The sequence below is a fragment of the Streptomyces sp. NPDC055025 genome, from assembly GCF_053608565.1.
The window spans coordinates 1-25707 of sequence record NZ_JBSGVS010000074.1 but is presented as its reverse complement, the minus strand read 5'-3'; the positions used below and the strand labels follow the sequence as shown (position 1 = coordinate 25707).

General features: G+C 69.0%; 24 protein-coding genes. 16 read left to right on the top strand and 8 right to left on the bottom strand.

The annotated features are described in order from the left end of the window. Window positions 1–49: 49 nt before the first annotated feature. Together ACWGDX_RS33540 and ACWGDX_RS33535 are read right to left on the bottom strand one after the other, a co-directional pair. Window positions 50–778: an SDR family NAD(P)-dependent oxidoreductase gene (locus ACWGDX_RS33540; RefSeq protein ID WP_453631757.1), complete on the bottom strand. Its 729-nt coding sequence runs from the start codon at window positions 776–778 to the stop codon at window positions 50–52. A gap of 382 nt (window positions 779–1160) precedes the next feature. Beyond that, window positions 1161–1655 (bottom strand): MarR family winged helix-turn-helix transcriptional regulator, encoded by a 495-nt coding sequence (locus tag ACWGDX_RS33535; RefSeq protein WP_453631755.1) that lies wholly within the window; start codon window positions 1653–1655, stop codon window positions 1161–1163. A 289-nt stretch (window positions 1656–1944) separates the two neighbouring features. Here ACWGDX_RS33535 and ACWGDX_RS33530 point away from each other — a divergent pair, with 289 nt between their 5' ends. Beyond that, window positions 1945–2898, top strand: coding sequence for an SMP-30/gluconolactonase/LRE family protein (locus ACWGDX_RS33530; RefSeq protein ID WP_453631753.1), 954 nt, complete (start codon window positions 1945–1947; stop codon window positions 2896–2898). 145 nt (window positions 2899–3043) lie between these two features. Here ACWGDX_RS33530 and ACWGDX_RS33525 read toward each other — a convergent pair whose 3' ends face one another. Then, window positions 3044–3943: an alpha/beta fold hydrolase gene (locus ACWGDX_RS33525; protein WP_453631751.1), complete on the bottom strand. Its 900-nt coding sequence runs from the start codon at window positions 3941–3943 to the stop codon at window positions 3044–3046. Between the two features lie 400 nt (window positions 3944–4343). On the opposite strand from ACWGDX_RS33525, the gene ACWGDX_RS33520 reads away from it, so the two are divergent. The 11 genes from ACWGDX_RS33520 to ACWGDX_RS33470 all read left to right on the top strand — a co-directional run bounded on the left by ACWGDX_RS33520 (window position 4344) and on the right by ACWGDX_RS33470 (window position 16771). After that, window positions 4344–4769, top strand: a complete 426-nt coding sequence (locus ACWGDX_RS33520) for a peptidoglycan-binding domain-containing protein (protein ID WP_453631749.1) — start codon at window positions 4344–4346, stop codon at window positions 4767–4769. Window positions 4770–4983: 214 nt separating this feature from the next. Next, window positions 4984–5457: a hypothetical protein gene (locus tag ACWGDX_RS33515; protein WP_453631747.1), complete on the top strand. Its 474-nt coding sequence runs from the start codon at window positions 4984–4986 to the stop codon at window positions 5455–5457. 293 nt (window positions 5458–5750) lie between these two features. Next, complete coding sequence (locus ACWGDX_RS33510; protein ID WP_453631745.1) at window positions 5751–6287, top strand: hypothetical protein; 537 nt, start codon at window positions 5751–5753, stop codon at window positions 6285–6287. A 424-nt stretch (window positions 6288–6711) separates the two neighbouring features. Further along, window positions 6712–8946 (top strand): hypothetical protein, encoded by a 2235-nt coding sequence (locus ACWGDX_RS33505; protein WP_453631743.1) that lies wholly within the window; start codon window positions 6712–6714, stop codon window positions 8944–8946. A gap of 94 nt (window positions 8947–9040) precedes the next feature. Then, on the top strand, window positions 9041–10663 hold the full coding sequence (gene pelF, locus ACWGDX_RS33500; RefSeq protein ID WP_453631741.1) for a GT4 family glycosyltransferase PelF: 1623 nt from the start codon (window positions 9041–9043) through the stop codon (window positions 10661–10663). Continuing rightward, a complete protein-coding gene (locus ACWGDX_RS33495) occupies window positions 10660–12054 on the top strand; it encodes a hypothetical protein (RefSeq protein WP_453631739.1) in 1395 nt (464 codons plus the stop codon). The genes pelF and ACWGDX_RS33495 overlap by 4 nt, the downstream gene beginning before the upstream one ends. 229 nt (window positions 12055–12283) lie before the next feature. After that, window positions 12284–13285 carry a GDP-mannose 4,6-dehydratase gene (locus ACWGDX_RS33490; RefSeq protein WP_365901071.1) on the top strand — a complete coding sequence of 334 codons (1002 nt, stop codon included), beginning with the start codon at window positions 12284–12286 and terminating at the stop codon, window positions 13283–13285. 237 nt (window positions 13286–13522) lie between these two features. Then, entirely contained in the window at window positions 13523–14236 is a 714-nt protein-coding gene (locus tag ACWGDX_RS33485; protein ID WP_453631737.1) for a nucleotidyltransferase family protein, read from the top strand. Window positions 14237–14243: 7 nt separating this feature from the next. Beyond that, the gene (locus tag ACWGDX_RS33480) at window positions 14244–15170 is read left to right on the top strand and encodes an NAD-dependent epimerase/dehydratase family protein (protein WP_453631735.1); all 927 of its coding nucleotides are present in this window, start codon (window positions 14244–14246) and stop codon (window positions 15168–15170) included. Beyond that, window positions 15167–15829: a spherulation-specific family 4 protein gene (locus ACWGDX_RS33475; protein ID WP_453631733.1), complete on the top strand. Its 663-nt coding sequence runs from the start codon at window positions 15167–15169 to the stop codon at window positions 15827–15829. Before ACWGDX_RS33480 ends, ACWGDX_RS33475 begins: the two co-directional genes overlap by 4 nt. A gap of 186 nt (window positions 15830–16015) precedes the next feature. Further along, window positions 16016–16771, top strand: coding sequence for an endo alpha-1,4 polygalactosaminidase (locus ACWGDX_RS33470; protein ID WP_453631781.1), 756 nt, complete (start codon window positions 16016–16018; stop codon window positions 16769–16771). Between the two features lie 174 nt (window positions 16772–16945). Here ACWGDX_RS33470 and ACWGDX_RS33465 read toward each other — a convergent pair whose 3' ends face one another. The 3 genes from ACWGDX_RS33465 to ACWGDX_RS33455 all read right to left on the bottom strand — a co-directional run bounded on the left by ACWGDX_RS33465 (window position 16946) and on the right by ACWGDX_RS33455 (window position 19005). After that, window positions 16946–17215, bottom strand: a complete 270-nt coding sequence (locus tag ACWGDX_RS33465) for a hypothetical protein (RefSeq protein WP_363083595.1) — start codon at window positions 17213–17215, stop codon at window positions 16946–16948. 128 nt (window positions 17216–17343) lie between these two features. Beyond that, complete coding sequence (locus tag ACWGDX_RS33460) at window positions 17344–17652, bottom strand: winged helix-turn-helix transcriptional regulator (protein WP_453631731.1); 309 nt, start codon at window positions 17650–17652, stop codon at window positions 17344–17346. 216 nt (window positions 17653–17868) lie between these two features. Further along, window positions 17869–19005 (bottom strand): PQQ-dependent sugar dehydrogenase, encoded by a 1137-nt coding sequence (locus ACWGDX_RS33455; RefSeq protein WP_453631729.1) that lies wholly within the window; start codon window positions 19003–19005, stop codon window positions 17869–17871. Window positions 19006–19840: 835 nt separating this feature from the next. On the opposite strand from ACWGDX_RS33455, the gene ACWGDX_RS33450 reads away from it, so the two are divergent. Both ACWGDX_RS33450 and ACWGDX_RS33445 read left to right on the top strand, forming a co-directional pair. Further along, entirely contained in the window at window positions 19841–20272 is a 432-nt protein-coding gene (locus ACWGDX_RS33450) for a DUF4240 domain-containing protein (protein WP_383032668.1), read from the top strand. Window positions 20273–20357: 85 nt separating this feature from the next. Next, on the top strand, window positions 20358–20753 hold the full coding sequence (locus tag ACWGDX_RS33445; protein ID WP_453631727.1) for an Imm7 family immunity protein: 396 nt from the start codon (window positions 20358–20360) through the stop codon (window positions 20751–20753). Window positions 20754–21041: 288 nt separating this feature from the next. Here ACWGDX_RS33445 and ACWGDX_RS33440 read toward each other — a convergent pair whose 3' ends face one another. After that, entirely contained in the window at window positions 21042–23075 is a 2034-nt protein-coding gene (locus ACWGDX_RS33440) for a serine/threonine-protein kinase (protein ID WP_453631725.1), read from the bottom strand. 266 nt (window positions 23076–23341) lie between these two features. Further along, on the bottom strand, window positions 23342–23578 hold the full coding sequence (locus tag ACWGDX_RS33435) for a hypothetical protein (protein ID WP_453631785.1): 237 nt from the start codon (window positions 23576–23578) through the stop codon (window positions 23342–23344). Window positions 23579–23980: 402 nt separating this feature from the next. Between ACWGDX_RS33435 and ACWGDX_RS33430 the strand changes: the two genes are divergently transcribed. Both ACWGDX_RS33430 and ACWGDX_RS33425 read left to right on the top strand, forming a co-directional pair. Beyond that, on the top strand, window positions 23981–24409 hold the full coding sequence (locus ACWGDX_RS33430) for a hypothetical protein (RefSeq protein ID WP_453631723.1): 429 nt from the start codon (window positions 23981–23983) through the stop codon (window positions 24407–24409). A 494-nt stretch (window positions 24410–24903) separates the two neighbouring features. After that, window positions 24904–25677, top strand: a complete 774-nt coding sequence (locus ACWGDX_RS33425; RefSeq protein WP_453631722.1) for a ribosome-inactivating family protein — start codon at window positions 24904–24906, stop codon at window positions 25675–25677. The last annotated feature ends 30 nt before the right edge of the window (window positions 25678–25707 follow it).

Genomic DNA, 25707 nt, shown 5'->3' with positions numbered 1-25707 from the left:
GACGGCCGTGGCCAGGTGCGCACCGCCCAGGGCCGGGTGTTCCCGGGGTTCAGCCGATGGCGGGACGGCCGCCGATCACGTCGAGGACGGCGCCGGTGATGTAGCTGGCGCGGTCCGAGGCGAGGAAGACGACGGCTTCGGCGACTTCCTCCGGTTCGGCGAGACGGCGCATGGCGGTCGTGCCGGCCACGGCCTTGAGAGTGGCCGCGTCCATGTCGTCGGTGCCCGGGGTGCGGGTGGGACCGGGTGCGACGGCGTTGACGCGGACGCCCTGCTCCGCGTACTCGGCGGCCCAGACCTCGGTGAGCTGCTCAAGGGCGGCCTTGGAGGCGGAGTACATCCCGGTGCCGCGCGTGATCACGGACGCGGCCATGGTGCTGATGTTCACGATGGATCCGCGTCCGCGCCTGGCCATGCCGGGGGCCAGGGCGCGGACGAGGACATAAGGGGCCTTGGTGTTGAGGTCCATATGGAGGTCGAAGAGTTCGTCGGTCATTTCGGATGTCGGCAGGAACTTGTAGACGCCGGCGTTGTTGATGAGCACGTCGATGTCACCGGCTTCCTCGGCCAGTCGCAGGACGTCCGAGGAGTCGGCGAGGTCGGCGCGGACGAAGCGCGCGGTTCCTCCCGCCTTCTCGATCTCCGCGACGACATCGGCACCACGGTCGGCGTCACGGCCATGGACGACGATCTCGGCCCCCTCCCGCGCGAGCTGTACGGCAACGGCGCGGCCGATGCCCGCGGTGGCGCCGGTGACGAGAGCGGTGAGTCCGGACATTCCCATGGTCATGTTGCCTTTCGGTCTGCGAATCGGTCTGCGAATCGGTCTGCGAGACGGGCGTATGTCGTCCCGGCGGGCAGCAGGTGGCTCCGGCCGAGCGGTCCACCGCCAGTATCCTACTTCAATGTAGGACCCTGCTATAGACACCAGCAGCGACTCATTGAAGGTTCCTTCAACGTTTGGAGGGAACGGCGGAGGATGACGCCCTTATTCCCGGTGGCCGGACCGCGTGCGGCCGGAGATCAAACACCGACGCGACCTGGCCGACGGTGCCAGGGGCCCGGACCGCCGGTGCCTGTCGTGATCACGTAAGAAAAGGAGGACTCCGTCGGGGCGGTGTCACCCGACGGAGCCCTCCCCGCTGCCGCAAACCGTTACGTCAGGCCTCGGCGGTGGCCGTCACGTCGGGGGCGAGCCGCGCGACACGGTCGAGGAGTTCCACGAGCCTGCGATAGTCCTCGTCCGACATGGCCTCGCGCAGTCCGCGCTCGACCCGCTCGGAGAAGCCGCTCGCCACGGCGGCGCGCTCGACACCGGCCGGGGTGAGCGAGACCAGCATGACCCGTCCATGATCCGGTGAGCTGTGCCGCTCGACCAGACCCTTGGCCTCCAGGTTCTTGACGATGCCGGTCATCGTCTGCGAGGTGACCAGCGCCTCACGGGAGAGCTGGGTGCAGGACTTGGCGACCCCTCCGGCGAGATACCCGAGGACCTTGCACTGCGGCTCGGTCAGATCCAGATCGCGAACACCGTGCGCTTTGCGGGCGATGATCGCCTGCTCGGCGCGCTTCAGGTGAAAACTGAGCATGCTTCCCGGAACGACCGTCACGGACGGGACACCGGCCGTCACGCGGCTGTTCTTCATCTCCGCCATCGCTGCTCCGGCCGCCTCTCTGGATCTCCACCTTACAGCATAACGCTTCACAGATGAAGGACCCTGAAAAGTCACAGGCCGCTCCGGCCACAGGTGTGCGTCGCGATGTCGCCGCGGGGGACGGCGGGGGTCGGACCGGGAACTCCGGCAGGTGACGGTCCGTTACGAACGAGGAGAACAACGAGGAGAACTCGGCACCGGGTCGGAGTCGAAGCCGGGCCGAAGCCGAGTTCGCTGAGCTACCGAGTTCGCAGACTTCCACCCCCACTCTTCACGGAGGCCCCGAACCATGGTCAGGAACCAGCTCCAACCGTCCCGGCGCGCCGTTCTCGGCGGCGCCGCCCTCGCCGCGCTGGCGGCGGCGACCGGCGCAGGCACGGCGAACGCCGCTCCCACCGCCCGGACCGCCGCGTGGCCGACCGAGTTCCCGCTCCCGAACGGCTTCCTCCCCGAGGGGATCACCATCGGCGCCAAGCCGTACGCCTACATGGGCTCGCGCGCCGACGGCGCCGTCTACCGCACGGATCTGCGCACCGGGGAGGGCGGGTTCATCCATCAGGGCACCACCGGATCGGCGGCCATCGGGCTGAAGCTGGATCATGACGGCCTGCTCTACATCGCCGGAGGGGGCGGTGGATCCGCGCGGGTCGTCGACTCCCGCACCGGCAAGCTCGTGGCCTCATATCAACTGACCGACAGCACCGGCCACTTCATCAACGATGTCATCCTGCTCGGCGACCGCGCCTGGTTCACCGACTCACGCGACAGTGTGCTCTACGGCATACCGCGCGGCCACCGGGGCGAGATCCGCGGCCTGCCGCTCGGCGGCGACTGGGTGCAGACACCCGATGTGAACAACGCCAACGGCATCGTCGGCACCCCCGACGGCCGAGGGCTGATCGTCGTCAGCAGCACGCCCGGCAAGCTGTACCAGGTGAGCCTGAGGACCGGTCGGGCCACGGAGATCGCGCTGAGCGGCGCGGCGGACGTCGCCAACGGCGACGGTCTCTTCCGCGTCGGCCGCACACTGTATGTCGTACAGAACCGGCTGAACCTCATCAGCGTGTTCGGCCTCGACGCCAAGGCGCGCTCCGCCACCCTGCGCCGCACGATCACCGACCCCCGCTTCGACGTCCCCACCACCGCCGCCCGCCGGGGCGATCGCCTCTACCTCGTCAACGCCCGCTTCACCAGCCCCCAGACGCCTGAAACGACGTTCAACGCCGTCGCCGTCTCCCTCTGACGCCCGGGACCCCCGGTTTTCTCCGGGGGTCTCCGTGTCACTCAGCTGGGTCACTCAGCGGGATCCGGACCCGTGGCCTCCTGATCAAGGACTGCGGCCGATGGCCGCGAAGGCCGGCACACACCCCGGCGCGAACACAGCGGAACTACGCGTCCGGGAAGGTCCGGTCGAGGAAGGACCGCATCAGACTTCCGATCTCCGCGCCTTTCTCCTCCAGCGCGAAGTGACCTGTGTCGAGGGCGTGGAACTCGGCGTCGGGGAGATCGTCCAGGAAGTGCCGCATGCTGGACTCGGGGAACACCTCGTCGTTGGCGCCGGTAGCGATCAGCGCCGGGGGCCGCTCCTCGCGGAGGAACTCCTTCGCCGCACCGAAGACGGCCTCCTGCTTCGAGATGTCGTACAGAAGGTCCAGCATGATCTCGTCGACGCCCGGACGGTCGAGCAGCGCCTGGTCGATCAACCAGCAGTCGGGGTCGATCAGGGAGGCATCGTGTGCCCCGTCGAGGTACTGGTCCCTGGTGCATTCCGGCGTCACATAGGACCGGGCGGCATCGCGATGCTCATCGGATCCGTCGCCCCAGTAGGGAATGAGATCCTTCCAGAACCCGTCGCCGCCGCCTTCCGGGTACAGAGGAGCGTTCTGGAGAACGACGGCGCTGATTCTCCCGGGGTGCCTGACGGCGAGACGCCAGCCGATGGATCCGCCGAAATCCATCATGTAGGGCGTGAACTCCCTTATGCGCAGCCGGTCCAGCAGCTTGTCGATGATGTCGGCGATATGGTCGAAATTGTAGGTGAAGCTTTCCCGGTCGGGTACGTCGCTGTGTCCGAACCCCGGGTAGTCGGGCGCGATGACGTGGTAGCGGTCCGACAACCGCGGCATCAGATTTCGGTACATGCGCGACGAGGTGGGAAATCCGTGCAGCAGGACCACGGCGCGCGCGTCCTCGGGGCCCGCTTCACGGTAGAACACGTTCACGCCGTCGATGTTCTCGGTGTGAAAGTGGGTGGCCGGCTGTTCACGGGTCGGGGTAGCTGTGGACATATGCTCCTCCAGTCATACGGCCCCCGAGGAAATAGTCCCGAATGAATCCGCGCACGACACATGGCATACGGCCGGGTCAGGCAACGCCCTTCTCGCCGAACGCACGCGGAATCAATCCACAACGGCCAGTTTACGCTCCGTGCGAATACCCGAACAATGCCCATCGGCGCGCACCGCTCAGGGCCGGTCCCCGCCGCTTGCCCACGATGCCCGGCTCCACGTCCTGCTCGGTGCGCTACCGGGACCCATCGGTTCGCGCCCGTCGGCAAGATCGCCCGACCCGAATTCGAACGCATCCGTATGGAAGGTCGAATTCCACCGTTGAGTGTGTAAAACTCCCACAAAACGGGGGGAGTTCGCGCCGGCTGGGGCGGACGCCCGCTTCAACAGGGGGTTAATCATGCGCATTCGTACAGCCGCCGCGGCGGCAATGATCGCCCTGGCTTCGGCCGCCGGAACCATGACCATGGCCACTCCGGCATCGGCGGCCGTCAGCTGCGACTCGTTCAGTCACTTCCGGCTGACCAACGGAGGATGGGCGGAGGTCCCGACCAAGGGCAGCGAGACCAACAACACCAACTGCGTACTCGGCCCGGGGAACCAGAGCGTGGCGGTCGTGGCCTTGCAGAACACGCTGAACCACTGCTATCTGGCGCCCGCCAACAAGACCCGCCTCACCCTGGACGGGGACTACGGGGCGAAGACCAAGGCCGCCGTCCTGTACGCGCAGCAGCAGTCCGGAGCAGGCCAGGACGGGGTCTTCGGCCCCGAGACCAGTTCCAAGATGAAGTGGCACGGCTACGCCCAGGGCTGCGCCAGGCGCTGAGATCATCACCGCCCGGGGGTCGACGTACGCGGTACGGCCGCGCACATCGCCCCCGGGCGTCGGCGACGCGTTTCGGGCGGGCGCCAGATCATCGACATCCTCGGCGGTGCGGCAGACGCAGAGTCGTTTCAGCGATGAAATCGCTGAGCCGTACGGGTGAGTTCATGGCCGCAGGGGTGTCGCAGACCCATGCGAACTGCCTAAATCCGGGTTTGTGATCAAAAATCTCGTGCGGCGCGGCCTCCCCGCGCTCGCCCTCGCAGCACTGCCCGTCCTGGCCGCCGTTCCCGCCGCCGACGCCGCGGGAAGCAGCCATACCGTCCGGAGCACGCAGACCCAAGAGGCCCTGCGGAGCGACTCGCGCTTCTACGCGCCCGCCACCCTCGGCAAGAACCAGGCGTGGACCTCCGGCAACGGCCGCGCCATCCTGCGCGTGCAGAGCGACGGCAATGTCGTCCTCTACAAGAACAACCGTCCCGTCTGGCAGGCCCCGAACGTCTACCCCAACGCCGACCGCCTCGTCATGCAGAGCGACGGCAACCTCGTCGTCTACAACAAGGCCGGCCAGCCCCTCTGGGCCGCCGGAACGTGGCGCAAGGGCCACTACCTCGCCGTGCAGGACGACGGCAACGTCGTCGTCTACAACAACGCCAACAGGCCCGTCTGGGCGACCAACACCGGCGACTGACCGACCTTTTCCCCCACCACCCGAATGGCCCGGACCGACCTGTCCGGGCCATTCGCCTTGCCCCCCCCGCCGGGCGCACGGAATGCGCCATTCTCGTCGGCTTGCCCCCGTTCCGGACTCCAGCGGTCCGCACACACAGTCGCCACGCCGCTACCCGGTGCGTTCGCGGGAGCCGGGAGCCGGCACGGGGGCTGCCGGGCGCGGAGCGCGGGCGTGTCGTTCGAGCCGCCTACGGGACAGCCGGAGCGTCGTGGGGCAGACGGGGGACCGAACCGTCTCCTAGCCTCCCCGCCATGCGAATCACACACCTGAGACGTTTCGGTCTCTCCGTCTTAGTCGCCCTCACCGTCGCCCTGTTCGGCCTGGCCCAGCCGGCCGCCGCCGACACCCCCGACCTGGCCTTCTCCGTCGACCAGCCGACCACGGTCCCGGGGTCCACGGTCAACATCACGATGACGCTCACCAACAACCAGGCCACCGACATCTGGTTCGTCTACCAGTCCGTCCAGCCCACCTGGACCACCTCCCAGCGCACGGATCTGAGGTACGCCTTCACGTCGTGCACCGCCGACGGCGTCGCCTGCACCGGAACCGGCACCACCGCACTCGGTGTGACCTACGAGATTCCGCTGCCGCCCGGAGCGACTCGTACCGTCACCCTCGCCTACGAGATCGCCGCGAACTCCGGCTGCAACGCCGACATCGCCTTCTATTCGTACCTGTACTACGAGTACAACTACGGCCAGAATGTGAAGGACGGCACCTACACCACCCCGACCACGCGGGTGAACTGCGCGACGCCCCCGGCGTCGGCCGCGGCCCGCTCCTGAACGTCTCCGCCCGGCGGCCCGCCCGTACCGCACCCGGTAGCGCGGCCGTCGCCGTAACACAGCGCCAACACCACCGCAATCCCGCCGAACAAGACGCCCGGAGAAGGAACGTTCCACCGGGAAGCGCGGGCGCACCGCGCCGGTCGCCCGTACTGCCATCGCGGTGCGCCGTGCGGGCGGGGCACGGCGAATGGACCATCACGGTCATGCCGGACCGCCGTCGCGGGGCGGACGGGACGCCGAGATCGCCCGCGTTTTTCCGTCATGTTTCACAACCGGCGCACGAAACCCGCACGCATCCATCACCATATGAGACATAAGAGCGCGGCGCCGGTCCTCCCCGCGAGGGCCGGCGCCGTGCTGGGGGAAGGGGTCCGGTGGGTCGGGAGAGCCGGCCGGACCCGCCGGGGAGGGACACGACCGCATGAAGCGGAGCATCCGCACGACCGCACTGACCACCGGAGCACTGCTGCTCGCGCTCGCCTTACCCGGGGCGCCGGCGATGGCCGAGGAACCGGCGCCCCGTATCGATCTGCGCGTCCTGGTCGTCACCGACGGCGGTCCGGCCACGGCCGCCATCGCCGCCGAACTCGACACCGCCGGTACGCCGTACACCCTCGTGGATCTCGGACGCTCCGACCGGCCCGTGATCGGACCGGCGTTCCTGGCCGACACGGTGGACGGCCGGCCGCGGGCGAAGTTCCAGGCCGTCGTCCTGCCCAACGACAATCCGTTCGCCGCCGGTTCCGCCGAGATGGCCGCCCTGGCCGCCTACGAGAAGACGTACGCGATCCCCCAGGTCGACGCGTACACCTACGCGCGGCCCCAGGCCGGGCTGGAGGTTCCCACCAGCGGCGGTTACAGCGGCTCCGTGGACGGGGTGCGGGCCCAGGTGACCGCCGCGGGCAGCGCGGGCCCCTTCGCCTATCTCGACGGCGCGGTCCCCTTCGAGGACAACGCGCCCGACGTCGGGGAGAGTTACGCCTATCTGTCCAGGCCCCGCGCGGGCGCCGATTTCACCACCTATGTCGACGCGCCGATCCCGGGTTCCACGGCCAGGGGTTCCCTCGTCGGGGAGTACCGGCACGACGGCCGCCGGGAACTGGTGGTCACTTTTGTATACAACCAGTATCAGCAGCAGTTCAGGCTGCTGGCCCGGGGCATCGTGGACTGGATGACCCAGGAGGTACGCCTCGGCGCCTCCCGGAACTACTTCGCCGTCCATGTGGACGACGTCTTCGGCGCCGACGACCGCTGGGACCCCCTGCTCAACTGCACTCCCGGTGACGTGGACTGCCCGCCGGGCCAGGGCACCCAGAACCCCATCCGGATGTCGGTCGACGATGTGCGCAACGTCTCCGACTGGTCACGGCGGCGCGGCTTCGCGCTCGATCTGGCGTACAACGGCGGCGGCAGCGAGCAGCACCGCGCGGACAACGGCGGGGCCGATCCCGTCGCCGACGAATTCCTGGCCAGGCGCGCCGACTTCCGCTGGCTCAACCACACCTACGACCACGCGTTCCTCGGCTGCGAGCAGAACGTCGACGTCGTGCCGTGGAAGTGCGCCACCAACGCCGACGGCAGCACGCGTTATGTCAGCCGTACGGACATATCCCAGCAGATATCCGACAACCGGCAGTGGGGGGAACGGGCGGGACTCGCGCTGGGCGACGACGAGCTGGTGACCGGTGAGCACTCCGGGTTGAAGGTGCTCCCCCAGCAGCCCGACGACAACCCCAACCTCGCTCCCGCCCTCTCCGACAACGGCATCGCCTGGCTCGCGTCCGACAACTCCCGTGACCCCGGGCAGCGCGCGGTCGGCCCCGCCCTCACCGTGGCCCGGTACCCGATCAATATCTTCTACAACGCGGGCCGCACGTCCGAGCAGGTCGACGAGTACAACTGGCTCTACACCAGCAGGGCGCAGGGCGGCAGCGGTCTGTGCGAGGACCTCGCCAACACCACCTGTCTCGGCGCCCCCCTGGATCTCGCGGCCGGCTACAGCGGGTACATCGTGCCGCTGGAGACGAGGATCGCCCTGGGGCATGTCCTCGCCAACGACCCGCGTCCGCACTTCATGCACCAGTCCAACCTCGCCGAGGACCGGATCGGATTCCCGGTCCTGGACGGAGTCCTCGACCAGTACGCGGCTCTCCACGCCGACAACACGCCTCTGGTGAATCTGCGGATGAGTGACATCGGCGAGGAGCTGCGCCGCCGGACCCTCTGGAACACCGCCGTCGCGAACGGCACCGTCACCGGCTATCGGATCGGCGACACCGTGTCCGTACAGGCACCGGCAGAGGTCGCCGTCACGGCCACCATGCCGTCCGGGACCGTGCAGAGCCTCCCGGCCGGGACCACCGGCTTCGGGCAGCCGTACGCGGGCACCGCCTCCGGCTGGGTCTCGCGGGCGGCCGGCCAGGACCGTGTCACCCTCGCACTGGCCCAGGCTCCGGCGCCGGCCCCGGACGCACCAGGCGGCCCGGCCGCGTCCGGCGGCGAGGACACACCGGCTGTCACGGGCGCACCGGACCGCGCGGGCGCACCGGCCGGACGGACCACGCCACGCGCGGCGGAGCCACCGCTGCCGACGGCGCCGCGTCTGCCGGTGCCCGCCGGTGTCCTGCGTCCCGTAACGCCCGGCACCGGGCGCTGATCCCGGCACGTCTCCCGCGGCACCGGGTCCTGTCCGCCGTACGGCAGGCAGGACCCGTCACGCCTCCGCATCCTTCTCGCCGTGGAGCGCCTCCATGCCCCTGCGTCACCGCGCGCCGCGTCCCGACGCGGCACGCGTCACCCTGCTCACCGAAGGCACCTACCCTCACAGTCACGGTGGCGTGAGCGTCTGGTGCGACCAACTCGTCAGCGGTATGCCCGACATGGACTTCCATGTCGTCGCGGTGACCGGAACCGGCCGCGAGAGCGCCGTGTGGGAGCTGCCCGCACAGGTGACCCGCCTCGATACGGTCCCCATGTGGGGGCCCGCCCCCGACGGAGCCATGCCACGCGGCCGTGCGCTGCGCCGGCTGACGGCCGCCTACGAACGGTTCCTGACGGCGCTGCTCGACCCGGCCGCCGAGAGCGGTTTCGCGCCCGCCTTCTACGAGATGGCGCGCGCCGCGCGGGACGGAGCGCTCAGCCCCGTCCTGCGCGACGACCGCGCGGTACGGATACTGACGGCCGTGTGGAACCGGCCGGGGCTGCCCGTACGGGAAGCACGCCCCACGCTGTACGACGCGGTCACCGCCACCGGGCTCCTGGAGCACGCGCTGCGTCCTCTCGCCGCGCGTCCGCCGGAGCGGGGCGTGAGCCACGCGGTCAGCGGCGGCGTCGCCGCACTGCCGGGCCTGGCCGGGGCCGAACTCCACGGTGTCCCGCTGCTTCTGACGGAACACGGTGTCTATCTGCGGGAGCGCTATCTCGGCTACCGCACCGCCCCCTACCGATGGCCCGTCAAGGCGGTCCTGCTGGGCTTCTTCCGTCTGCTGGCGGAGGAGACGTACCGCAGGGCCGCGCTGATCACCCCCGGGAACCGCTACAACCGGCTCTGGGAGGAACAGGGCGGAGCCGACCCCCGGCTGATCCGCACGGTCTACAACGGGGTCGATCCCTCGGCGTTCCCGCCCGCCGGACCGGAACCGCCGCTGCCCACCCTGAGCTGGGCGGGCCGTGTCGACCCGATCAAGGATCTGGAGACCCTGATACGGGCGTTCGCGCGGGTCCGCGCGGAGCTGCCGCAGGCGCGGCTGCGGCTCTTCGGGGGCACCCCGCGCGGCGGTGAGGCGTACCGGGAGCGGTGCGAGGAACTCGCCGCCTCCCTCGGTCACGGTGACGCGGTCACCTTCGAGGGACGGGTCGACGACATCAAGGACGCCTACGCGGCGGGCAATGTGGTGATGCTCTCCAGCATCAGCGAGGGGTTCCCCTTCACCCTGATCGAAGCGATGTCGTGCGGGCGGGCGACCGTCTCCACCGATGTCGGCGGGGTGCGCGAGGCGGTGGGTCCGACCGGTCTGGTGGTCCCCCCGCGCGAGCCCGCCGCCATGGCGGCGGCGGCGCTGGAGCTGCTGGCCGACGCACCCCGCCGCACCGCGATGGGCGAGGCGGCACGGCTGCGGGTGATCGAGCAGTTCACCCTCCGGCAGACGGTGGACACCTTCCGCGCCATCTATCTGGAACTGTCCGCGCGCGGCGCCTCCGCCCCGGCCGCGCCGCGGGCCGCGGATCCCGCCCTGCCCGGGGCGTTCCCCCGTGCGGTGTCATCCCTCCCGTACCCGGCGGCGGGGAGAGTGCCGGACCGCGCGCCGGACCGGACCGCTCCCGCGCCGGCCGGACAGCCGGCCGTCGCCGAGCTCGGAGGAAGAGCGGGATGAGCGGCCCGATATCCCTGGAGCCCGACGGCGGGCAGGACGACACACTCTCCCTGAGACTGGCGCAGGACACGACGCTGGCACTGCGCCTGCCCCGTACCGGCCATGTCGGGCGGCGCTCGCGCACCGACGATCCGGTGGACCGGCTGGCGGCCGAACTGGCCGACCGGATAGGGCCCGCCGTGCACGCCTACGAGGTGGCCGCGCTGCTCGAGTCCGAGGGGCTGACCGGCGAGCGGATACAGCATCAGTACGGGCATCCGGATCTGTTCTCGCTCGCCGAGGACCTGTTCCGCAAGGTGCCCCGCAGCTTCCCCGAGCCGCCTCTGCCGCCCGATCCCTGGGCGCCCGACCATGTCCGGTGCGCGCTGCGCGGAGCGCTGTTCGCCCTGCCGGCCCTGGCCTATCTGCTGGTGCCTCCGCTGGGGCACGGCGGGCACGCGGCCCAGGGGCTGATCGCCGCCGCGCTGGTCTCCTGGGCATGGGGCCAGGCCCTCGGGCACCGGACCCATCTGCGGCTCGCCGTCGGCCCCCACGAGGCCGGCCGGGTGCTGCTCACCGGCGCCCCGGCGGGAGCGCTGCTGGCGTCGGCGGTGGGGGCCGCCATCGCCGGGCCCGGTCCCGCGGCGCTCTTCGCCGCGGCGCAGTCGTGCTATCTCGCGGCGGCCGGTGTCCTGCTGGTGCTCGGCAGGGAGCGCGTCCTGCTGGCCGCGCTCGTGCCGGTCGCCGCGGGGGCGGCGGCGCTGCCCTGGTGGGAACCCGGTCCCCTGCCGCGCACCGTACTTCCCCTGCTCACCCTGGTACTGGCCACCGGGGCGGCGGCCCGTGCCGTACGGGGAACGCTCAAGGCACCTCCTGTGCCCGGCGTACGACGGCCCTCCCCGGCGGCCTCCCTGCCGTACGGTCTGTTCGGTCTGGCGGCCGGGGTGCTGGTGCTGTCCGTGGGGCGCGGCCACCCCCTCGCGGTGGTCGTCCTGACCGTGAGCATGGGCCCCGCCGAGTGGCTGCTGTACCGCTACCGGGGACTCTCGGTGGCGGCCCTGCGCGCCACCGTGACACCGCGCGGGTTCCGGCTGCGCTCCGCGGCCGTCCTGGCGGTCTGTCTGACGGCCTATGTGCTGCCGCTGATACCCGGGGCGCTGCTGACCGGGGCGGATCCCGTACCGCTGGTCGCGCTGGGAGCGACGCTGTGGACGGCCCTGCTGCTCCAGGCGTTCGGAATCGGCCGGCCGCCCGCGGCGATCTGCTGCGCGGTGGCGGCGGGTCTCACCGCCGCGGATCTCCTGCACGGTCCGCCGGGGCCCCTGACGCTCTCCCTGTCCTGCGGCGCCGCGGCGCTCCTGCTCGTCGGCTGCGCGCTGCGGCTGCTGGGCAGACCGACGGCGCACGCCTGATCCGACCGGCCGTGCCCGCCGGGCCGACACGTTCACCGCCACCACGCCCACCACGCCCACCACGCCCACCACGCCCGCCACCCCCGCCACGCAGGAGGAACCGGCCACCGGCCACCGCACGGGCCACCGTGAGAAACACCCGAGGCCGGGACTCCACCGCCCTCCCCCACCGTCCACGACCACGTCCACGACCACGTCCACCACCGCAGACAACGCGAGGAGACACCCGTTGACTTCCGTACCGCTCGTAGCCGTCACCGGAGCCGAGGGCTTCATCGGCTCACATCTGACCGAGGCGCTCGTGGCGTCCGGACACCGGGTCCGGGCCATGGTGCAGTACAACTCGTTCTCCTCCTACGGCTGGCTGGACGGCCTTCCGCCCGATGTCCTCGACCAGGTGGAGATCGTGCTCGGAGACGTCCGTGACCCGGGCTCCGTACGGGCGCTGGCCGAGGGCGCCGAGACCGTGTACCACCTGGCCGCGCTCATCGCGATCCCCTACTCGTACCAGGCACCGCACAGTTACGTGGACACCAATGTGACCGGCACGCTCAATGTGCTGGAGACGGTCCGCGCCCTGGGCACGCCCCGGCTGGTGCACACCTCCACCAGCGAGACGTACGGCACCGCGCGCACCGTGCCCATCACGGAGGACCATCCCATCCACACCCAGTCCCCGTACGCGGCCTCCAAGGCGGGCGGTGACCGGCTCGCCGACAGCTACCACGCGAGTTTCGGCACTCCGGTGGTCGTGCTGCGTCCGTTCAACACCTATGGTCCACGTCAGTCCATGCGGGCCGTGATTCCCACCGTCATCGGTCAGGTCGCCGCCGGTTCACGGACCGTCACACTCGGAGATCTGCGCCCCACCCGCGACTTCACCTTCGTGTCCGACACCGTCCGTGCCTTTCTGGCGGTGGGGACAGCCCCGGCCGCCGCCGTCGTGGGCCGGACCTTCAACGCGGGGACGGGGGACGAGATCTCGATCGGTGATCTGGTCCGGCTGATCGGCAAGGTCATGGACGCCGAACTGGCCGTACGGGAGGACGAGCGGCGTATCCGCCCCGCCGACTCCGAGGTCATGCGTCTGGTCGCGGACGCCGGCCGGCTGCGTGCGGCCACCGGCTGGGCGCCGGAGCACGACCTGGAGAGCGGACTGGCCCGTACCGCCGACTTCTTCAGGGATCCCGCGAGCCTCGCCCGCTACAAGGCCGGGATCTACAACGTCTGACGCTGCCCCTGACCCTGGCCCTGGCCCTGCCCCTGTCCCGTACACGGCTCCGCCCGGCACTCCGTACACCCGTCTCGTACACCCGTCCCGTACGCCGATTTCACACGCCCGCTTCCCGGACCCGTCCCGTACGTCCGTTTCACACGCCCGCTTCACACGTCCGTCTCGCACACCACTCCGGACGACAACCCTCACCGGTGGCCGCCGCCGGCCGCCCCCAGACAAGGGAGACATCCCATGCACGCAGTGATCCTCGCCGGAGGCAAGGGCGTCCGGTTACGCCCTTACACCACGGCACTGCCCAAACCCCTGGTGCCGATCGGCGACCAGCACGCGATTCTGGAGATCGTCCTCCGCCAGCTCGCCGCCGCCGGATTCACCAGTTGCACCCTCGCCATCGGTCATCTGGGACAGATCATCCGCGCCTATGTCGGCAACGGCTCCCGCTGGGGACTCCATGTGGACTACTCCAGCGAGGAGAGCCCGCTGGGCACCATGGGCCCGCTCCTGACGATGCGGGACCGGCTGCCCGAGACCTTCCTGGTGATGAACGGCGACATCCTCACCGACCTCGACTACCGCGATGTCCTGCTGCGCCACCGGAGTTCCGGCGCGCCCCTGACGATCACCACCTACGCGCGCAAGGTGCACATCGACTTCGGCGTCCTGACCACGGACGCCGGACGGGTCGTCGGCTTCACCGAGAAGCCCAGCGTGGACTACCGGGTCTCGATGGGGGCGTACGGACTCAGCCGGGAGACCCTCGACGCCTACACACCCGGGCTGCCGCTCGGCTTCGACGAACTCGTCCTCGACCTGCTGAGATCGAGCAATCCACCGCACGCCTACGAATTCGACGGATACTGGCTCGACATCGGCCGCCCCGACGACTACGACCGTGCCAACGCCGAGTTCACCACCTACCAATCCCTCCTGCTCAAGGGAGCCTGAGCACTCCATGCGCATCCTCGTCCTGGGCCTCACCGGATACCTGGGCGGACACGCCGCCGAACAGCTTCGCGCCCTGCCCGGCGTGCGGCTGCTCGGCGGCGGCCGGGCCACCGTCCCGGGGCCCGCACTCGACCTCGCCGCCATCAGCCCCGGCCAACTGGCGGAGCGGATCGCCTCGTTCGCCCCGGACGCGGTCGTCAACTGCGCGGGAGCCGTCGGTGGTGACGCGGTGACACTCGCCGAGGTCAACGCCCGGGGACCGGCGGTGCTCTGCGCGGCGCTGCGTACGGCGGCCCCCGGTGCCCGGCTGGTTCACCTCGGGTCCGCCGCCGAGTACGGTCCGAGCGCGCACGGTGAGCTGGTCACCGAGGAGTCCCCCACCCGCCCGACGGGACCCTACGGCGCCACCAAGCTCGCGGGCACCATCGCTGTCACCGCCTCCGGGCTGGACTCCGTCGTCCTGCGCGTGGGCAACCCGGTCGGGCCGGGGGCTCCGCCGGCCGGACTGCCCGGCCGTATCGTCGAGCAGTTCCGGCAGGCGGGCGGAGATCCCGGCGCCGTTGTCCGTCTCGGCGATCTCTCGGCGTACCGTGACTTCGTGGACGTACGGGACATCGCCCGCGCGGTCGTCCTGGCCACCACCGCGCCGGGGCCGCTGCCTCCCGTACTGAACATCGGCGGCGGACGGGCCCTGCCGGTCCGTGAGCTGGTGCACGGTCTGGTACGGGCGGCCGGCTTCCGCGGACGGGTCGAGGAGACGCGGGACGGTTCGCCGCGCTCCTCGGACGTGCCCTGGCAGTGTTCGGACATCACCGCCGCCGCCGCGTCGCTCGGCTGGGTTCCCCGGTACACGCTGGAGGACTCCCTCACCGCCCTGTGGGCCTCCGCGCGCGGCGGGCCGGCGGCGGCCCCGGCCGGGGACCGGGTCCGATGACCCTGCTCGTACCGCTCTACATCCATCCCGCCGAGGATCCGGCCGCCTGGCGTCTGCTGGCCTCGGCGGCCGGCCGTATCCATGGTGTGGTGCTCAATCCCGCTGACGGGCCCGGAGACTCACCCGATCCGTCCTTCGTCACCGCCGCGCGCGCTCTGCGGGAGGCGGGCACACGCGTCCTCGGATATGTCGATCTCGACTACGGGGAGCGGCCGGGCACCGCCGTACGGGACGATCTCGACCGCCACCGTGAGTGGTACGGCGTCGACGGCTGCTTCCTGGACCGCGCGCCCGCCGGGGCCGCGGATCTGCGCCGCTGCCGCCGGCTGGTCCGTGCCGCACGGCGCCGGGGAGCGGCCACGGTCGTCCTCAACCCCGGTGTCCATCCGGCGCGCGGCTATGCCCGTACCGCCGATCTGGTCGTCACGTTCGAGGGGCACTGGACGACCTATCTGTCCTCCTTCGTCCGTCCGCGCTGGACCTCCCGCTATCCGCCGGAGCGGTTCTGCCATCTCGTGTACGGCGTGCCGCCCGCCCTGACCCGTCTCGCCGTACGCACCGCCCGGGAGCGTGGCGCGGCCGTCTCCTGCCCGGTCGCGGGGGAACTGCCCAATCCGTGGGCGGCTCCCCCGTTCTCTCTGCTCGGGGAGGCACCATGACCCGTCCTCCTCGCGCCCGGCGGGGGGGGGAGCATCGCGAGGCGGAGGATCGGTGTGGTCGATGAACCGCGTGTACTTGGACGACTCGCACAACGCGGCGCGTGCGCGAGTGCGCGGCATTGTGAGGCGGGCGTCGTGAGTCGGACGGGACTTCCCCGAAACGTCCTGGTGGGTTCCGTGCTCCTTGTGCTTCTCCTGCTCGTGAACGGCTGCTCGGCGGACGGCGAGCGGCGGACTCCGGCGGAGCGCTGGTCGCCCCGGCCCGGCACTCCCTGGCAATGGCAGCTCGACGGGCGTGTGGATCCCGGACCCGATGTGCCCGTGTACGACATCGACGGATTCGAGAACACCGCCGCCGATGTCGCGCGCCTCCACCGGGACGGGCGGAAGGTCATCTGCTACATCAACGCCGGTGCCTGGGAGGATTTCCGTCCGGACCGCGCTGCCTTCCCCGCCTCCGTGCTCGGCCGGGCCAACGGCTGGGACGGTGAGCGCTGGCTCGACATCCGGCGGCTGGACATCCTCGGTCCGCTGATGGAGAAGCGCTTCGACATGTGCCGTGCTAAGGGCTTCGACGCCGTCGAGCCCGATCTGCTCGACGGCTATCTCAATGACACCGGATTCCCGCTCCGCGCCGCCCATCAGCTCGCCTACAACCGTATGATCGCCCGGATCGCGCACCAGCGAGGCATGTCGGTCGGTCTGAAGAACGATCTGCCGCAGGTGCCCGCGCTCGTGGGCACCTTCGACTTCGCCGTGAACGAGGAGTGCGCGCAGTACGACGAGTGCGCACTGCTCACCCCCTTCGTGCGGGCCGGAAAGGCCGTCCTCCATGTCGAATACGCGCTGCCCAACGGGGAGTTCTGCGCGGAGACCCGCCGTCTGGGGTTCTCCTCCATGCGCAAGAACCTGAGCCTCGACACGTGGAGACAGCCCTGCTGACCCGGGCCCGCCGACCGCGCCGACCGCGCCGGGGGCCCGGCAGAGGGATGGCAGGGCAATGGCGGAGGGACGGCATGGGGACGACGAGAGGGACCACAGCCCGTACGACTGCCCCGCACGACAGGTCGTACGGGCAGTACGGGCAGCACGGGCAGCACGATCGGGGCGGCACGGTCAGGGGGTGTCGCCCTGCCAGTCCCAGCGGTCGGGGTCGGTGGGTCTGGGTCCGTACAGGGCATGGCCGCCGGATCCGTACGAGCCGATCTCGGTGTCGAGTGCGGCGCCCTCCCGGAGCCGTCGTTCGCTCCAGCCTGTGACATCCAGCAGCAGACCGTCCAGCGGCCCGGCGACCAGCTCCCGGTAGACATGTCCCGGCCGGGGCCCCGGATCCGGATCGTCGTGGTCGGCTCCGTACACCCGTCGCCGCCGCAGCAGTTCATCCATGACAAGCAGCATCGCACCCGCCACCGACAATCCCCCGGCGATCACGGCGGACCAGCGAGCACCGGCTGAAGGCCGAGGCCGTACGCCGGACCCCGCGCGACGGCACTGACGGCGGGCGGGCGGGCCGCTCAGGAAGTGCGGAGTACCGGCGTCACGTGGCGTTCGCCCCACTGCCGCAGGGAGCGGAGGACGGGTGAGAGGTCCTTGCCGGCGGCGGTGAGCAGGTACTCGTCGCGGGGCGGGCGCTCCGAGTACTGACGGCGCTCGATGAGCCCGGCGTCTTCGAGCTTGCGCAGGCGCAGCACGAGCGTCTCCCGCGGGGCGCCGGTGTTGGTCTGGATGTCGTTGAACCGGTGGACGCCGAAGCCCAGCTCGCGCAGCACGAGCAGCGTCCAGCGCTCGCCCACGACGTCAAGTGCGTCAGCGATGGAGCACACCCGGGGCGCTCCCAGGTTCGTTGGTTCGCTTTTTCGACTCACCCCGCAACGGTAACGCAGAGAGGTGAGTCCGCAAATCGAACCTACCGACAGGGGCCGACGCGTGCCGACGCTCGCCGACACGTGCCGACGCTTGCCGCGACGCGGATCAGGCCCGGTGCTGATCTCTCAGCACCGGGCCTGACCTGTGGTTCCTTCATCCAGCAGTGGTGGTGGTTACGCCGGGTCGATACGGAAGACGCTGCCGCCGATGGCGAGCACGTACAGCTCGCCGTCACCGCCCTCCACGAATGAGATGACCTCGCCGCCGTTGACTCCGAGGTCGCTCTCTCCGGTCACCTCGCCGTTCTCTATTTGCAGAGTACGGACGGTGCCGTCGCAGTAGTCGCTGAACACGTACTGCCCCTTGAGGTCCGGGATCGCGTCGCCGCGGTAGACGTATCCGCCGGTGACCGAGCAGCCCAGCCCGTTACGGTCGTACTCGTGGACCGGCGGCACATGGTTCGCGGGCTCCGTACCGCCCCGGAAGGGATGGTTGCCCTCCATCCCGGACCAGCCGTAGTTCTCGCCGCCGTCGCTGTCCGCCGGGGCCCAGTCGATCTCCTCCCAGGCGGTCTGGCCGACATCGCCGATCAGCAGGTCGCCCGTGCCCGCGTCGAAGGAGAAGCGCCACGGGTTGCGCAGCCCGTACGCCCAGATCTCGTCCTTCGCGTTCGGGTCGTCCACGAACGGGTTGTCCGGCGGGATCGCGTACGGCTCGCCGCCGCTCGGATCGATCCGCAGCAGCTTGCCGAGCAGTGTGTCGAGGTTCTGCCCGTTGCCGTGCGGGTCGCCGCCCGAACCGCCGTCGCCGAGCGCGATGTAGAGATAGCCGTCGGGGCCGATCTTGATGTCGCCGCCGTTGTGGTTGGAGTACGGCTGCGTCTGGGTGATGACGGTGCGCCGGGTCTCCGGCTGGATGCTGCCGTACTGCACGGCGAACTCGTCTACGGTGCTGGTGCCTTCGAGGTCCGTGAACGAGATGTAGAAGTGCGCGAACTCCTTGTCGAACGCGATGCCCAGCAGGCCGCGTTCGCCGTCGGTGGTGGTCTCGTCGGATATGTCGAGGACGGGCTCACCGAGCCCGTCCTCGTCCAGGACCCGTACGGTGCCCGCGCGTTCGGCTATCCAGACCGTGTCACCGGGCCCGGCCGCGCCGGCGATCGGATTCTGAGCTGTGGCCACTTGCTCAAGCGTGACCTCCGCCGCCTGACGTGGGGCGGCGGGCTCGTCTGCGAACGCCGTGGCTAAGGTGAGGGAAGCAACGAGACAGATGGTGCCGATGATCGCCGAGCTTCTGGTGCGAACTTTCACCGTGACCCTCCTGGAGGCGGCGAATGGGGGGAACCCAGCTGCTTGGGGCGGAGTTGCATGGGCGTCAGCCCGTGCCAGCACGCAACCGGGGTGGGGGGATTGTGTGCCGCTGGCCACGGATGAGGATACAGGGACAGGGGCGGCTTGGCGTAGACCAATGCTCCAACCCTGCCCGTCTCGGCCGTCATCGGTGCGTGGTCGAGAGGACGGTGTCCTGGCTGGCTGCCGCCGTCACCACCGCCGCTACGAACACAAGGCCGAAAACTTCCTCGCCTTCGCCGGCATAGAGGCAGCCCTCATCCGCCACCGCCGCCTCATGAAATGAAGCAGCTTCCCACGCGTGACACGCCTATGGTCTCTCGCATGTTCGAAACGATCTGGTGGCGCTGTCACGTGCGCGCTACCGACCGCCGCGGTGCCGAGCGTGTGGCCAGGCGACTTGGGACTCAGTTGGACGGCGCCGTTCAGATCGAGAGCTACGAGCGGTACTGGAAGTCCCCCGAGCTTGCCGAGATGCGGCTGGTCTCCCCACTTCAGTGCTCCACCCCGAGACCGCACTCCTCGCCACTCTTCAGTACGCATGGAGGACAGCGACACCCTGGAGCCTCGGAACTCCAGGACCAGGCAACGAGTTCGAAGGTGTCGCGGCCTCGAACGCAGGCTCTCGCTCCGCCGTCCCAGGCGTCGAGTGGATGGAGTTCCACGTCACCGAGCGAGCCTGACGCAACTGGTCATCGGCCACCATCAGCCACCAAAATTCTACAAACGATGACGCCACGAGCGACGAGCAGGCGCCGCCCGGTCACTGTCACAGCCATCCGTCATGCTCTGCGGCATGAACGAGAACGCCTTCTGGCAGCTCATCGACGACTGCACCTCGTCAACGCCCGACCCGGATGCCGAACAACTGGCAGCGGCACTGACAAGCCGTCTCTCAGCCGGCCCGCCGGCGACGGTCATCGGATTCGCCGAAGAGCTGTCGTGGGCGCTCTACCGACTGGACCGCAAGGAGTACGGGCACGACCTGTCGAGCGACAGCTTCCTGTACACCCGCGCAGCGGTCGTGGCAGCCGGCCGTGACGCCTACGAAGCACTGATCCGTGATCCGCAACTGTTCACTCCCTACGTCCGAGACCTCATCTGGGCAGAGAGCCTGCTCTACGTGCCGGACGAGGCGTACAGGCGCATCACGGGTGAAGAGTGGGACCGCAACACCCGCTACTCCTACGAGTCCTACTCAAACACCGCGGGATGGACCGACGCATAGCCCCGACAGCCTCCATCACACCAGAGAAACGACGTCCAAGGCCCACACTTGGCCGCGCTCCGTGACGCGCCGATAGGCTCCCGCTATGTTCGAATACCACGGCTGGATCACCATCCGTGACAGTGCCGCGGACGACGAGGACGACGGCCGGCTGGCGGACATCGTCGAGAGTCTCCAGCACCACATCCAGCAGATCGCCGGCCCCTACCTTCTCGACCTCCGATGGATGAACGGCGAGCCCTTCCTCCACATGGGAGGCTTCTCCAACCACCGCACCTCACCCGAGATCCTCGACCTGTTCAGCCATGTCGGCACGATCGCTCCGGGCTCCTACGGCCTCCTCCACCTGCGCGACGACGAAGATCCCGCCCATGGCAACGAGGTCCGCGTCCTGAGGCTGGCCCGCGGAAGCGTGACCCAGCACACCGAGCCCCTGCTGTCGCCATGCATCCCGACGCTTGAAGATCCCTTCATGGGATAGCACGAGGACCGCCCCGGTCAGCTCGGCCGATCGGCTGCCTCATCTGAGCACGCTCTTGCGTACAGGCCGGACCGCTCTGGGCACCTCCACCTCTCTGACGTGGCATCTCGGCAAAGGCCCACCGCCGCGGTCTCGTTGGACGGGTGGGCGGCACACCCGTTGTTGATCCATTCGATGCGGGCGGCATCCGGCAAGGGTCAGCGACTCGGTTCTGACGCAGCAGTGGACGGCAAGGCCAAAGCAGGTGCGTTTCCTGGTACGAGTCCTTCGCAAGCAAGGTGCGGGGGCTCAGTCCTTGAGGCAGCTTCCCGAGTCGATGATCTGCGTCTCGCCGTTGTTCCCCCAGTACATGGCGACGACGTAGCGGGTATACCGCCACCCGCTGTTCGCATTCGCCTCGGCAAGCAGCTTCTCGCAGCCGGTCTTCTCCACCACATCGGTCAGGTGGGACTGCTGTGCGCGGCCTCCGAGCGGCCCGTAGCCGTCCTCGTGCGCCCACACGTACATCGCCTGTTCCACCGGGTCGAACCCGAGCTGGACGGTGCCTGTACCGAGAGGTTCCAACCCCGCGTCGGCGGCCCTGGCATCCCACGCGCCATACAGGAACTTCACGGTGGCGTCTGCGACGCGGATTTCCTCCTTGTCGCTGCTCGGGATTCCGGCGGTTGCCAGGCCGAAATCGTCACCCTGCCATCTTCCGGCGATCTCGCGGGTGCAGCCGTCGGCGGCGTCCCCGAATCCGAGGATCGACTCGTCGCCTCCCTGCTCTCCGTACAGCCAGTACACAGAGAACCGCCCGTACGGCCACGCAGCAGGCTGATCTCTCAGGCGGCGGGAGTTGACCGTGCAGGCGGCCATCTCTCCCACGCGACGGAACACGTCCTGGTGATCTTCAGGTATCTGCGGAATGGGACCGGCGGTGACCACCACGGTTTGCGCCTCGCGGTCGAAGCTGACTTCAGGAATCGTCTCCTCCCAGCCTTTGGTAGCGAGCATCGCTTTGGCGAGGTCCCGAATCTCCTGCGCTGCGGCCTTCTCCTCCGAGGTCTCAGCGCGGGTGCTCATCGCCCACTCACCAGGCTCCGGCTGGGTCTCGTCGTCGGAGCGGGTGTAGGCCGGGTTGGGCACCGAGGCGAGCGCGTCTTGGACCGACCGGGCCGTTGGAGTGCCGGTGGACTGCGCGACCGAGGTGGGGTGGGGGTCGGCGCTGACCGGGTAGGGGCTGGCGCTGACCGGCAGTGTGGGCCTGGCCGTCGTGGTCCTGCCCGCGCTGCCGCCCTTCGAGGGGAAGGCGAGGGTGCCCCCTGCGATGCCGCCGATGACGGCCGCGGCGGTGATGACGGCGATGACCGTGCGCTTCCGGGACGACAGGCGAGGGACGTACCACGTGGGATCGTCCAAGGTGGGCATCTCCCACTCAGCCTCGATGAGGTCGCCGACCAGCGTCGGCTCCATCCTGGCCAACGCCGGGAGAACTTGCGTGGCCTGGGCGGCCAGCAGGCCGGCGCACTTCTCGGCGGCCTCTTGGGCGGTCGGCCGCGCGTCGGGGTCCTTGGCGAGAGCCTGCTCCACGATCTCCCGCAGCGTTTCAGGGAGACGGTCGAGGTCGGGGGCTTCGGACATGACGCGGTACGCGACCACGTCCGGGGCTCCGGTGCCGAACGGGAACCTTCCGGTGGCGGCGTACGCGACGAGCGCGCCCCAGGCGAACATGTCTCCGGCTGGTCCGGCGGTGCCCGTGCGGTAGTGCTCGGGGCTGATCCAACCCGGTGTTCCGGTCATCACGCCGGTGCGAGTGACGGAGGTGCCGTCGGCAGCGTGCGCGATGCCGAAGTCCAGAACACGGGGACCGGCGGGGGTGAGGATGACGTTCTGCGGCTTCACGTCCCGGTGCACCACACCGGCTTGGTGGATCGCGGCCAATGCTTGGACTGTGCCGGTCGCGAAGGCGTAGAGGCCGCCGCCGGCGAGGGGACCGTGAGCGGTCAGGTGCTGGTTCAAGGTCGGACCCGGTGCGTACGCGGTAGCCAGCCACGGGGCCGCTGCCTCCGGATCAGCCGCCAGCAGCGGTATCAGACAGGGGCCCGTGACACGGGAGGATAAGGCGGCTTCGCGGCGAAACCGGGCCCGGAACTCAAGGTCTTCGGCCTGCGCCGGGTGGATCACCTTCACCGCGACCCGCGCACCCTGCGGGTCCAGCGCGGCATGGACGGTTCCCATACCACCCGAGCCGAGACGGCCGATGATCCGGTAGGGGCCCACCTTCTTCGGGTCGCCTGGACGGGCAGGCAGGACCCGCCCGCCGGAGCCGATAACGCTCACAGGGGTTGTTCCCTTCCATGTGATTGAGTTGGGAGGAGGGGCTGGACAAAGCACATTTCGGGATACGCCCGGCCAGTTCCTCCAGTCTGACGGCGGATGCTATCCGCACTTCGCCCTGCTGGAGCGGGCCGTCTCAAGACCCCGGCCTACGCCTCGTGGGCGAACCCGATCGAGGCGCGCTTCGGACCGCTGAGGCAGTTCACCATCGCCAACTCCACCCCGGACGCCCACGCACGACCGCGGCCTGACCAAAACGCTCCGGGCGGTCACACCGCCAGCGCCGTGTGCAGCGCGTTGAACGCCTCACGGAGTTCCGACGTGGCGATCGGATCGATCTCCATCTGCAAGTGACAGACGGTGTCGTCGCCGTTGGGGGTCAGGCGCACGAAGAAGGCAAAACCGTCCCCGACTGGCTCCGCGTTCAGCGTCAGCGGATTGTCGCGGCCCGAAGTCACCGCCGCCGAAAAGCGCACACCCGACGGAGTGCGCAGGTGAGAGAGCATCCTCGCTGCGAAGTCCGCAGCCTCCGCAGCGCTGAGATCCACGGCGAAGTCAGCAGTCAGGCAGGAGCTCCAGTCTGCGGTGATCTGCCAACTGCTCCACCGGCCCGAGCCAGTTCCAGCCACGCATCATCGCTGCCGAGGCGTATCCGCGGCTGTTCCATCGTCGCCCTCCGACATCAATGCCTGGGCTCAAGATCCTGTGGGGCGGATCTCCGTCGTCGGAAGTCGTCGCATGTCGTCCGCCCTCCCCGCAAACCCGGCGACCCCTCCCGCTCAGAGCACCAGCTGACTCTCCGCCCCCAGGAGTACATTATTTGGTGCAACGTTAAGAAATTTCTGATCAGTAACTCAAAATCAGGGATCATTGTGGCTATATGTGTTCGATCGCACGTTTTTGATTCAATGGGGCGTCCGGTAGCCATCGAGGATTTTAATGGCGAATTTTCCCGGGATGCATATATTCATGGGCTGGTCGAACTCAAGGCGGACGGCGTGAAACTGCTCGACCGGGATATGACTGACACCATCGATGCTCTCTGGTCGTTTTTCGTTGCCGCATTGGAGGACTTGGAGCGGAACGACGAAGCCCTGCTGAGTTATCCCGAGCGCCCGTATACCGTCCGCATGAGGTCCATGTCCGGCGGTCGCATATTGATCGGGGTGGGCGGGGTTGACATGCCGCGCTCCGCCGTGGTGGCAAGGGCGGAATTCCAGAGCGAGTTGCGTATGGGTGCGATCGAATTCTTTCGAGGTGTCCTCCGAACGTCACCCAAAGAGGAATGGTCGTACCGCCGGGACCTGACGCGCGCCATGCGGCTCGCCGCCTGCTGAGCGAGTCCGCTCACTCCAATCCGGCTGAACAAGATTCAAGGAGCGGGGACAAGGACCGCCGTTCGGCCACTTCCCGGGATTTCGAAACGTTTCCCGTGCGGCACCGGCGCGGCCTGGGGCCTGGGCACCGCCGGGCGGGTCATGCCGTAGGAGCCGACCCACCGGAGTCACTCCGCGAGAGGAAAACCCGCGGCGAGACGGACGCGGCCGACCCGACCGCGAGAAGGAGAAACAAGGGCGGATACGGGTACGGAGCCCTTGGCCCGCACGGGCACCGGGCAATCGGAATCGGTGGTTCGCCTCCCTCCCCCGGCGCCGGCCTCGCGGCCTTTTCGCTTCCGTCCGGGGAATCGGACCCGGCGAAAACCTTTGGCGCAAGCCTCACGCTCCGCGCATGTCTGAAAACTCCCGTCCACCTGAGCGGCGGGCTTGCGCTGCCCGCCGAGAGGCCGCGAGCCTGTGGCGGACCGGTGGGGCGGGAGGGGGAGGGCGCAATGACCCTCGGCGGCGAGGACATACATAAATGCGACATGGAAGTGCCTGTCAGGGCTCGCTTCAACAGCATGATCTTATTCCTGCGTAAAAGATTCAGTCAGTACAACGCAAGGCAGAAATTCGATGAGCGCCTCTTTCGGGTCGATTTCCAGCTGCCCGAGGACGAGGGAAGTCTTGTGGTCAAGCTCTATTTCCAGAAGGAGGATCTTTACCTTCAGGGGTGGGCGATCGATCACAATGGTGAAAGCAGATACTTTGCCGCCGAAGGGGGTGTGGTCCCCCAGGAGACAAGGCGGAGCGGAAATGGCACCATTTCGATCAGTTATGGCACAGAAGTCTCGAAAGTCAAGCTGGGGCAGGCGGAGCTGACGGCCCAGCTGAAAGTCCTCCATACTTATCTGTTCAAGGTGGTGAAGGCGGAGGAGCGTTCAGGTAAAGCCCCGGACGAGAAGGACCTGGCAAAGGCGGAAAAGGCATTCCATACGCTTGCCAGGATGACGGCGGAGATGGCCCGGTTCGATGGGTTCTATCGGAATTTCCTGGGGTTGTGGTCAAGTGGATGGAGTCAGTCGACCCCCCTCCCGATGAACCTTCCAGGAGTCGCCAGAAAAGAGACCCAGCCTTTCGAAGAGGCAATAACGAACTGGGCCAAACTGTCGAAGAAAGTGCGCGGAGGAACGGATTCCCTGACCTATCAGGGAAGTCCCGTGTCCCAGGCCGAAGCCGAGCTGATCCTGATGGACGGGGCCCGGCACGGCGAGCCGAGGTCCTAGGGCGTGTTTCGAAAGTAGCGCCTGACCCGC

Bases quoted from the DNA above. Each gene is read 5' to 3' on its own strand.
- ACWGDX_RS33535 (WP_453631755.1), bottom strand. From the start codon at position 1,655: ATGGCGGAGATGAAGAACAGCCGCGTGACGGCCGGTGTCCCGTCCGTG.
- ACWGDX_RS33495 (WP_453631739.1), top strand. From the start codon at position 10,660: ATGAGCGGCCCGATATCCCTGGAGCCCGACGGCGGGCAGGACGACACA.
- ACWGDX_RS33430 (WP_453631723.1), top strand. From the start codon at position 23,981: ATGGGGCGTCCGGTAGCCATCGAGGATTTTAATGGCGAATTTTCCCGG.
- ACWGDX_RS33520 (WP_453631749.1), top strand. From the start codon at position 4,344: ATGCGCATTCGTACAGCCGCCGCGGCGGCAATGATCGCCCTGGCTTCG.
- ACWGDX_RS33425 (WP_453631722.1), top strand. From the start codon at position 24,904: ATGACCCTCGGCGGCGAGGACATACATAAATGCGACATGGAAGTGCCT.
- ACWGDX_RS33505 (WP_453631743.1), top strand. From the start codon at position 6,712: ATGAAGCGGAGCATCCGCACGACCGCACTGACCACCGGAGCACTGCTG.
- ACWGDX_RS33480 (WP_453631735.1), top strand. From the start codon at position 14,244: ATGCGCATCCTCGTCCTGGGCCTCACCGGATACCTGGGCGGACACGCC.
- ACWGDX_RS33510 (WP_453631745.1), top strand. From the start codon at position 5,751: ATGCGAATCACACACCTGAGACGTTTCGGTCTCTCCGTCTTAGTCGCC.
- ACWGDX_RS33435 (WP_453631785.1), bottom strand. From the start codon at position 23,578: ATGCTCTCTCACCTGCGCACTCCGTCGGGTGTGCGCTTTTCGGCGGCG.
- ACWGDX_RS33450 (WP_383032668.1), top strand. From the start codon at position 19,841: ATGAACGAGAACGCCTTCTGGCAGCTCATCGACGACTGCACCTCGTCA.
- ACWGDX_RS33530 (WP_453631753.1), top strand. From the start codon at position 1,945: ATGGTCAGGAACCAGCTCCAACCGTCCCGGCGCGCCGTTCTCGGCGGC.
- ACWGDX_RS33475 (WP_453631733.1), top strand. From the start codon at position 15,167: ATGACCCTGCTCGTACCGCTCTACATCCATCCCGCCGAGGATCCGGCC.
- pelF (WP_453631741.1), top strand. From the start codon at position 9,041: ATGCCCCTGCGTCACCGCGCGCCGCGTCCCGACGCGGCACGCGTCACC.
- ACWGDX_RS33485 (WP_453631737.1), top strand. From the start codon at position 13,523: ATGCACGCAGTGATCCTCGCCGGAGGCAAGGGCGTCCGGTTACGCCCT.
- ACWGDX_RS33525 (WP_453631751.1), bottom strand. From the start codon at position 3,943: ATGTCCACAGCTACCCCGACCCGTGAACAGCCGGCCACCCACTTTCAC.
- ACWGDX_RS33465 (WP_363083595.1), bottom strand. From the start codon at position 17,215: ATGGATGAACTGCTGCGGCGGCGACGGGTGTACGGAGCCGACCACGAC.
- ACWGDX_RS33445 (WP_453631727.1), top strand. From the start codon at position 20,358: ATGTTCGAATACCACGGCTGGATCACCATCCGTGACAGTGCCGCGGAC.
- ACWGDX_RS33540 (WP_453631757.1), bottom strand. From the start codon at position 778: ATGTCCGGACTCACCGCTCTCGTCACCGGCGCCACCGCGGGCATCGGC.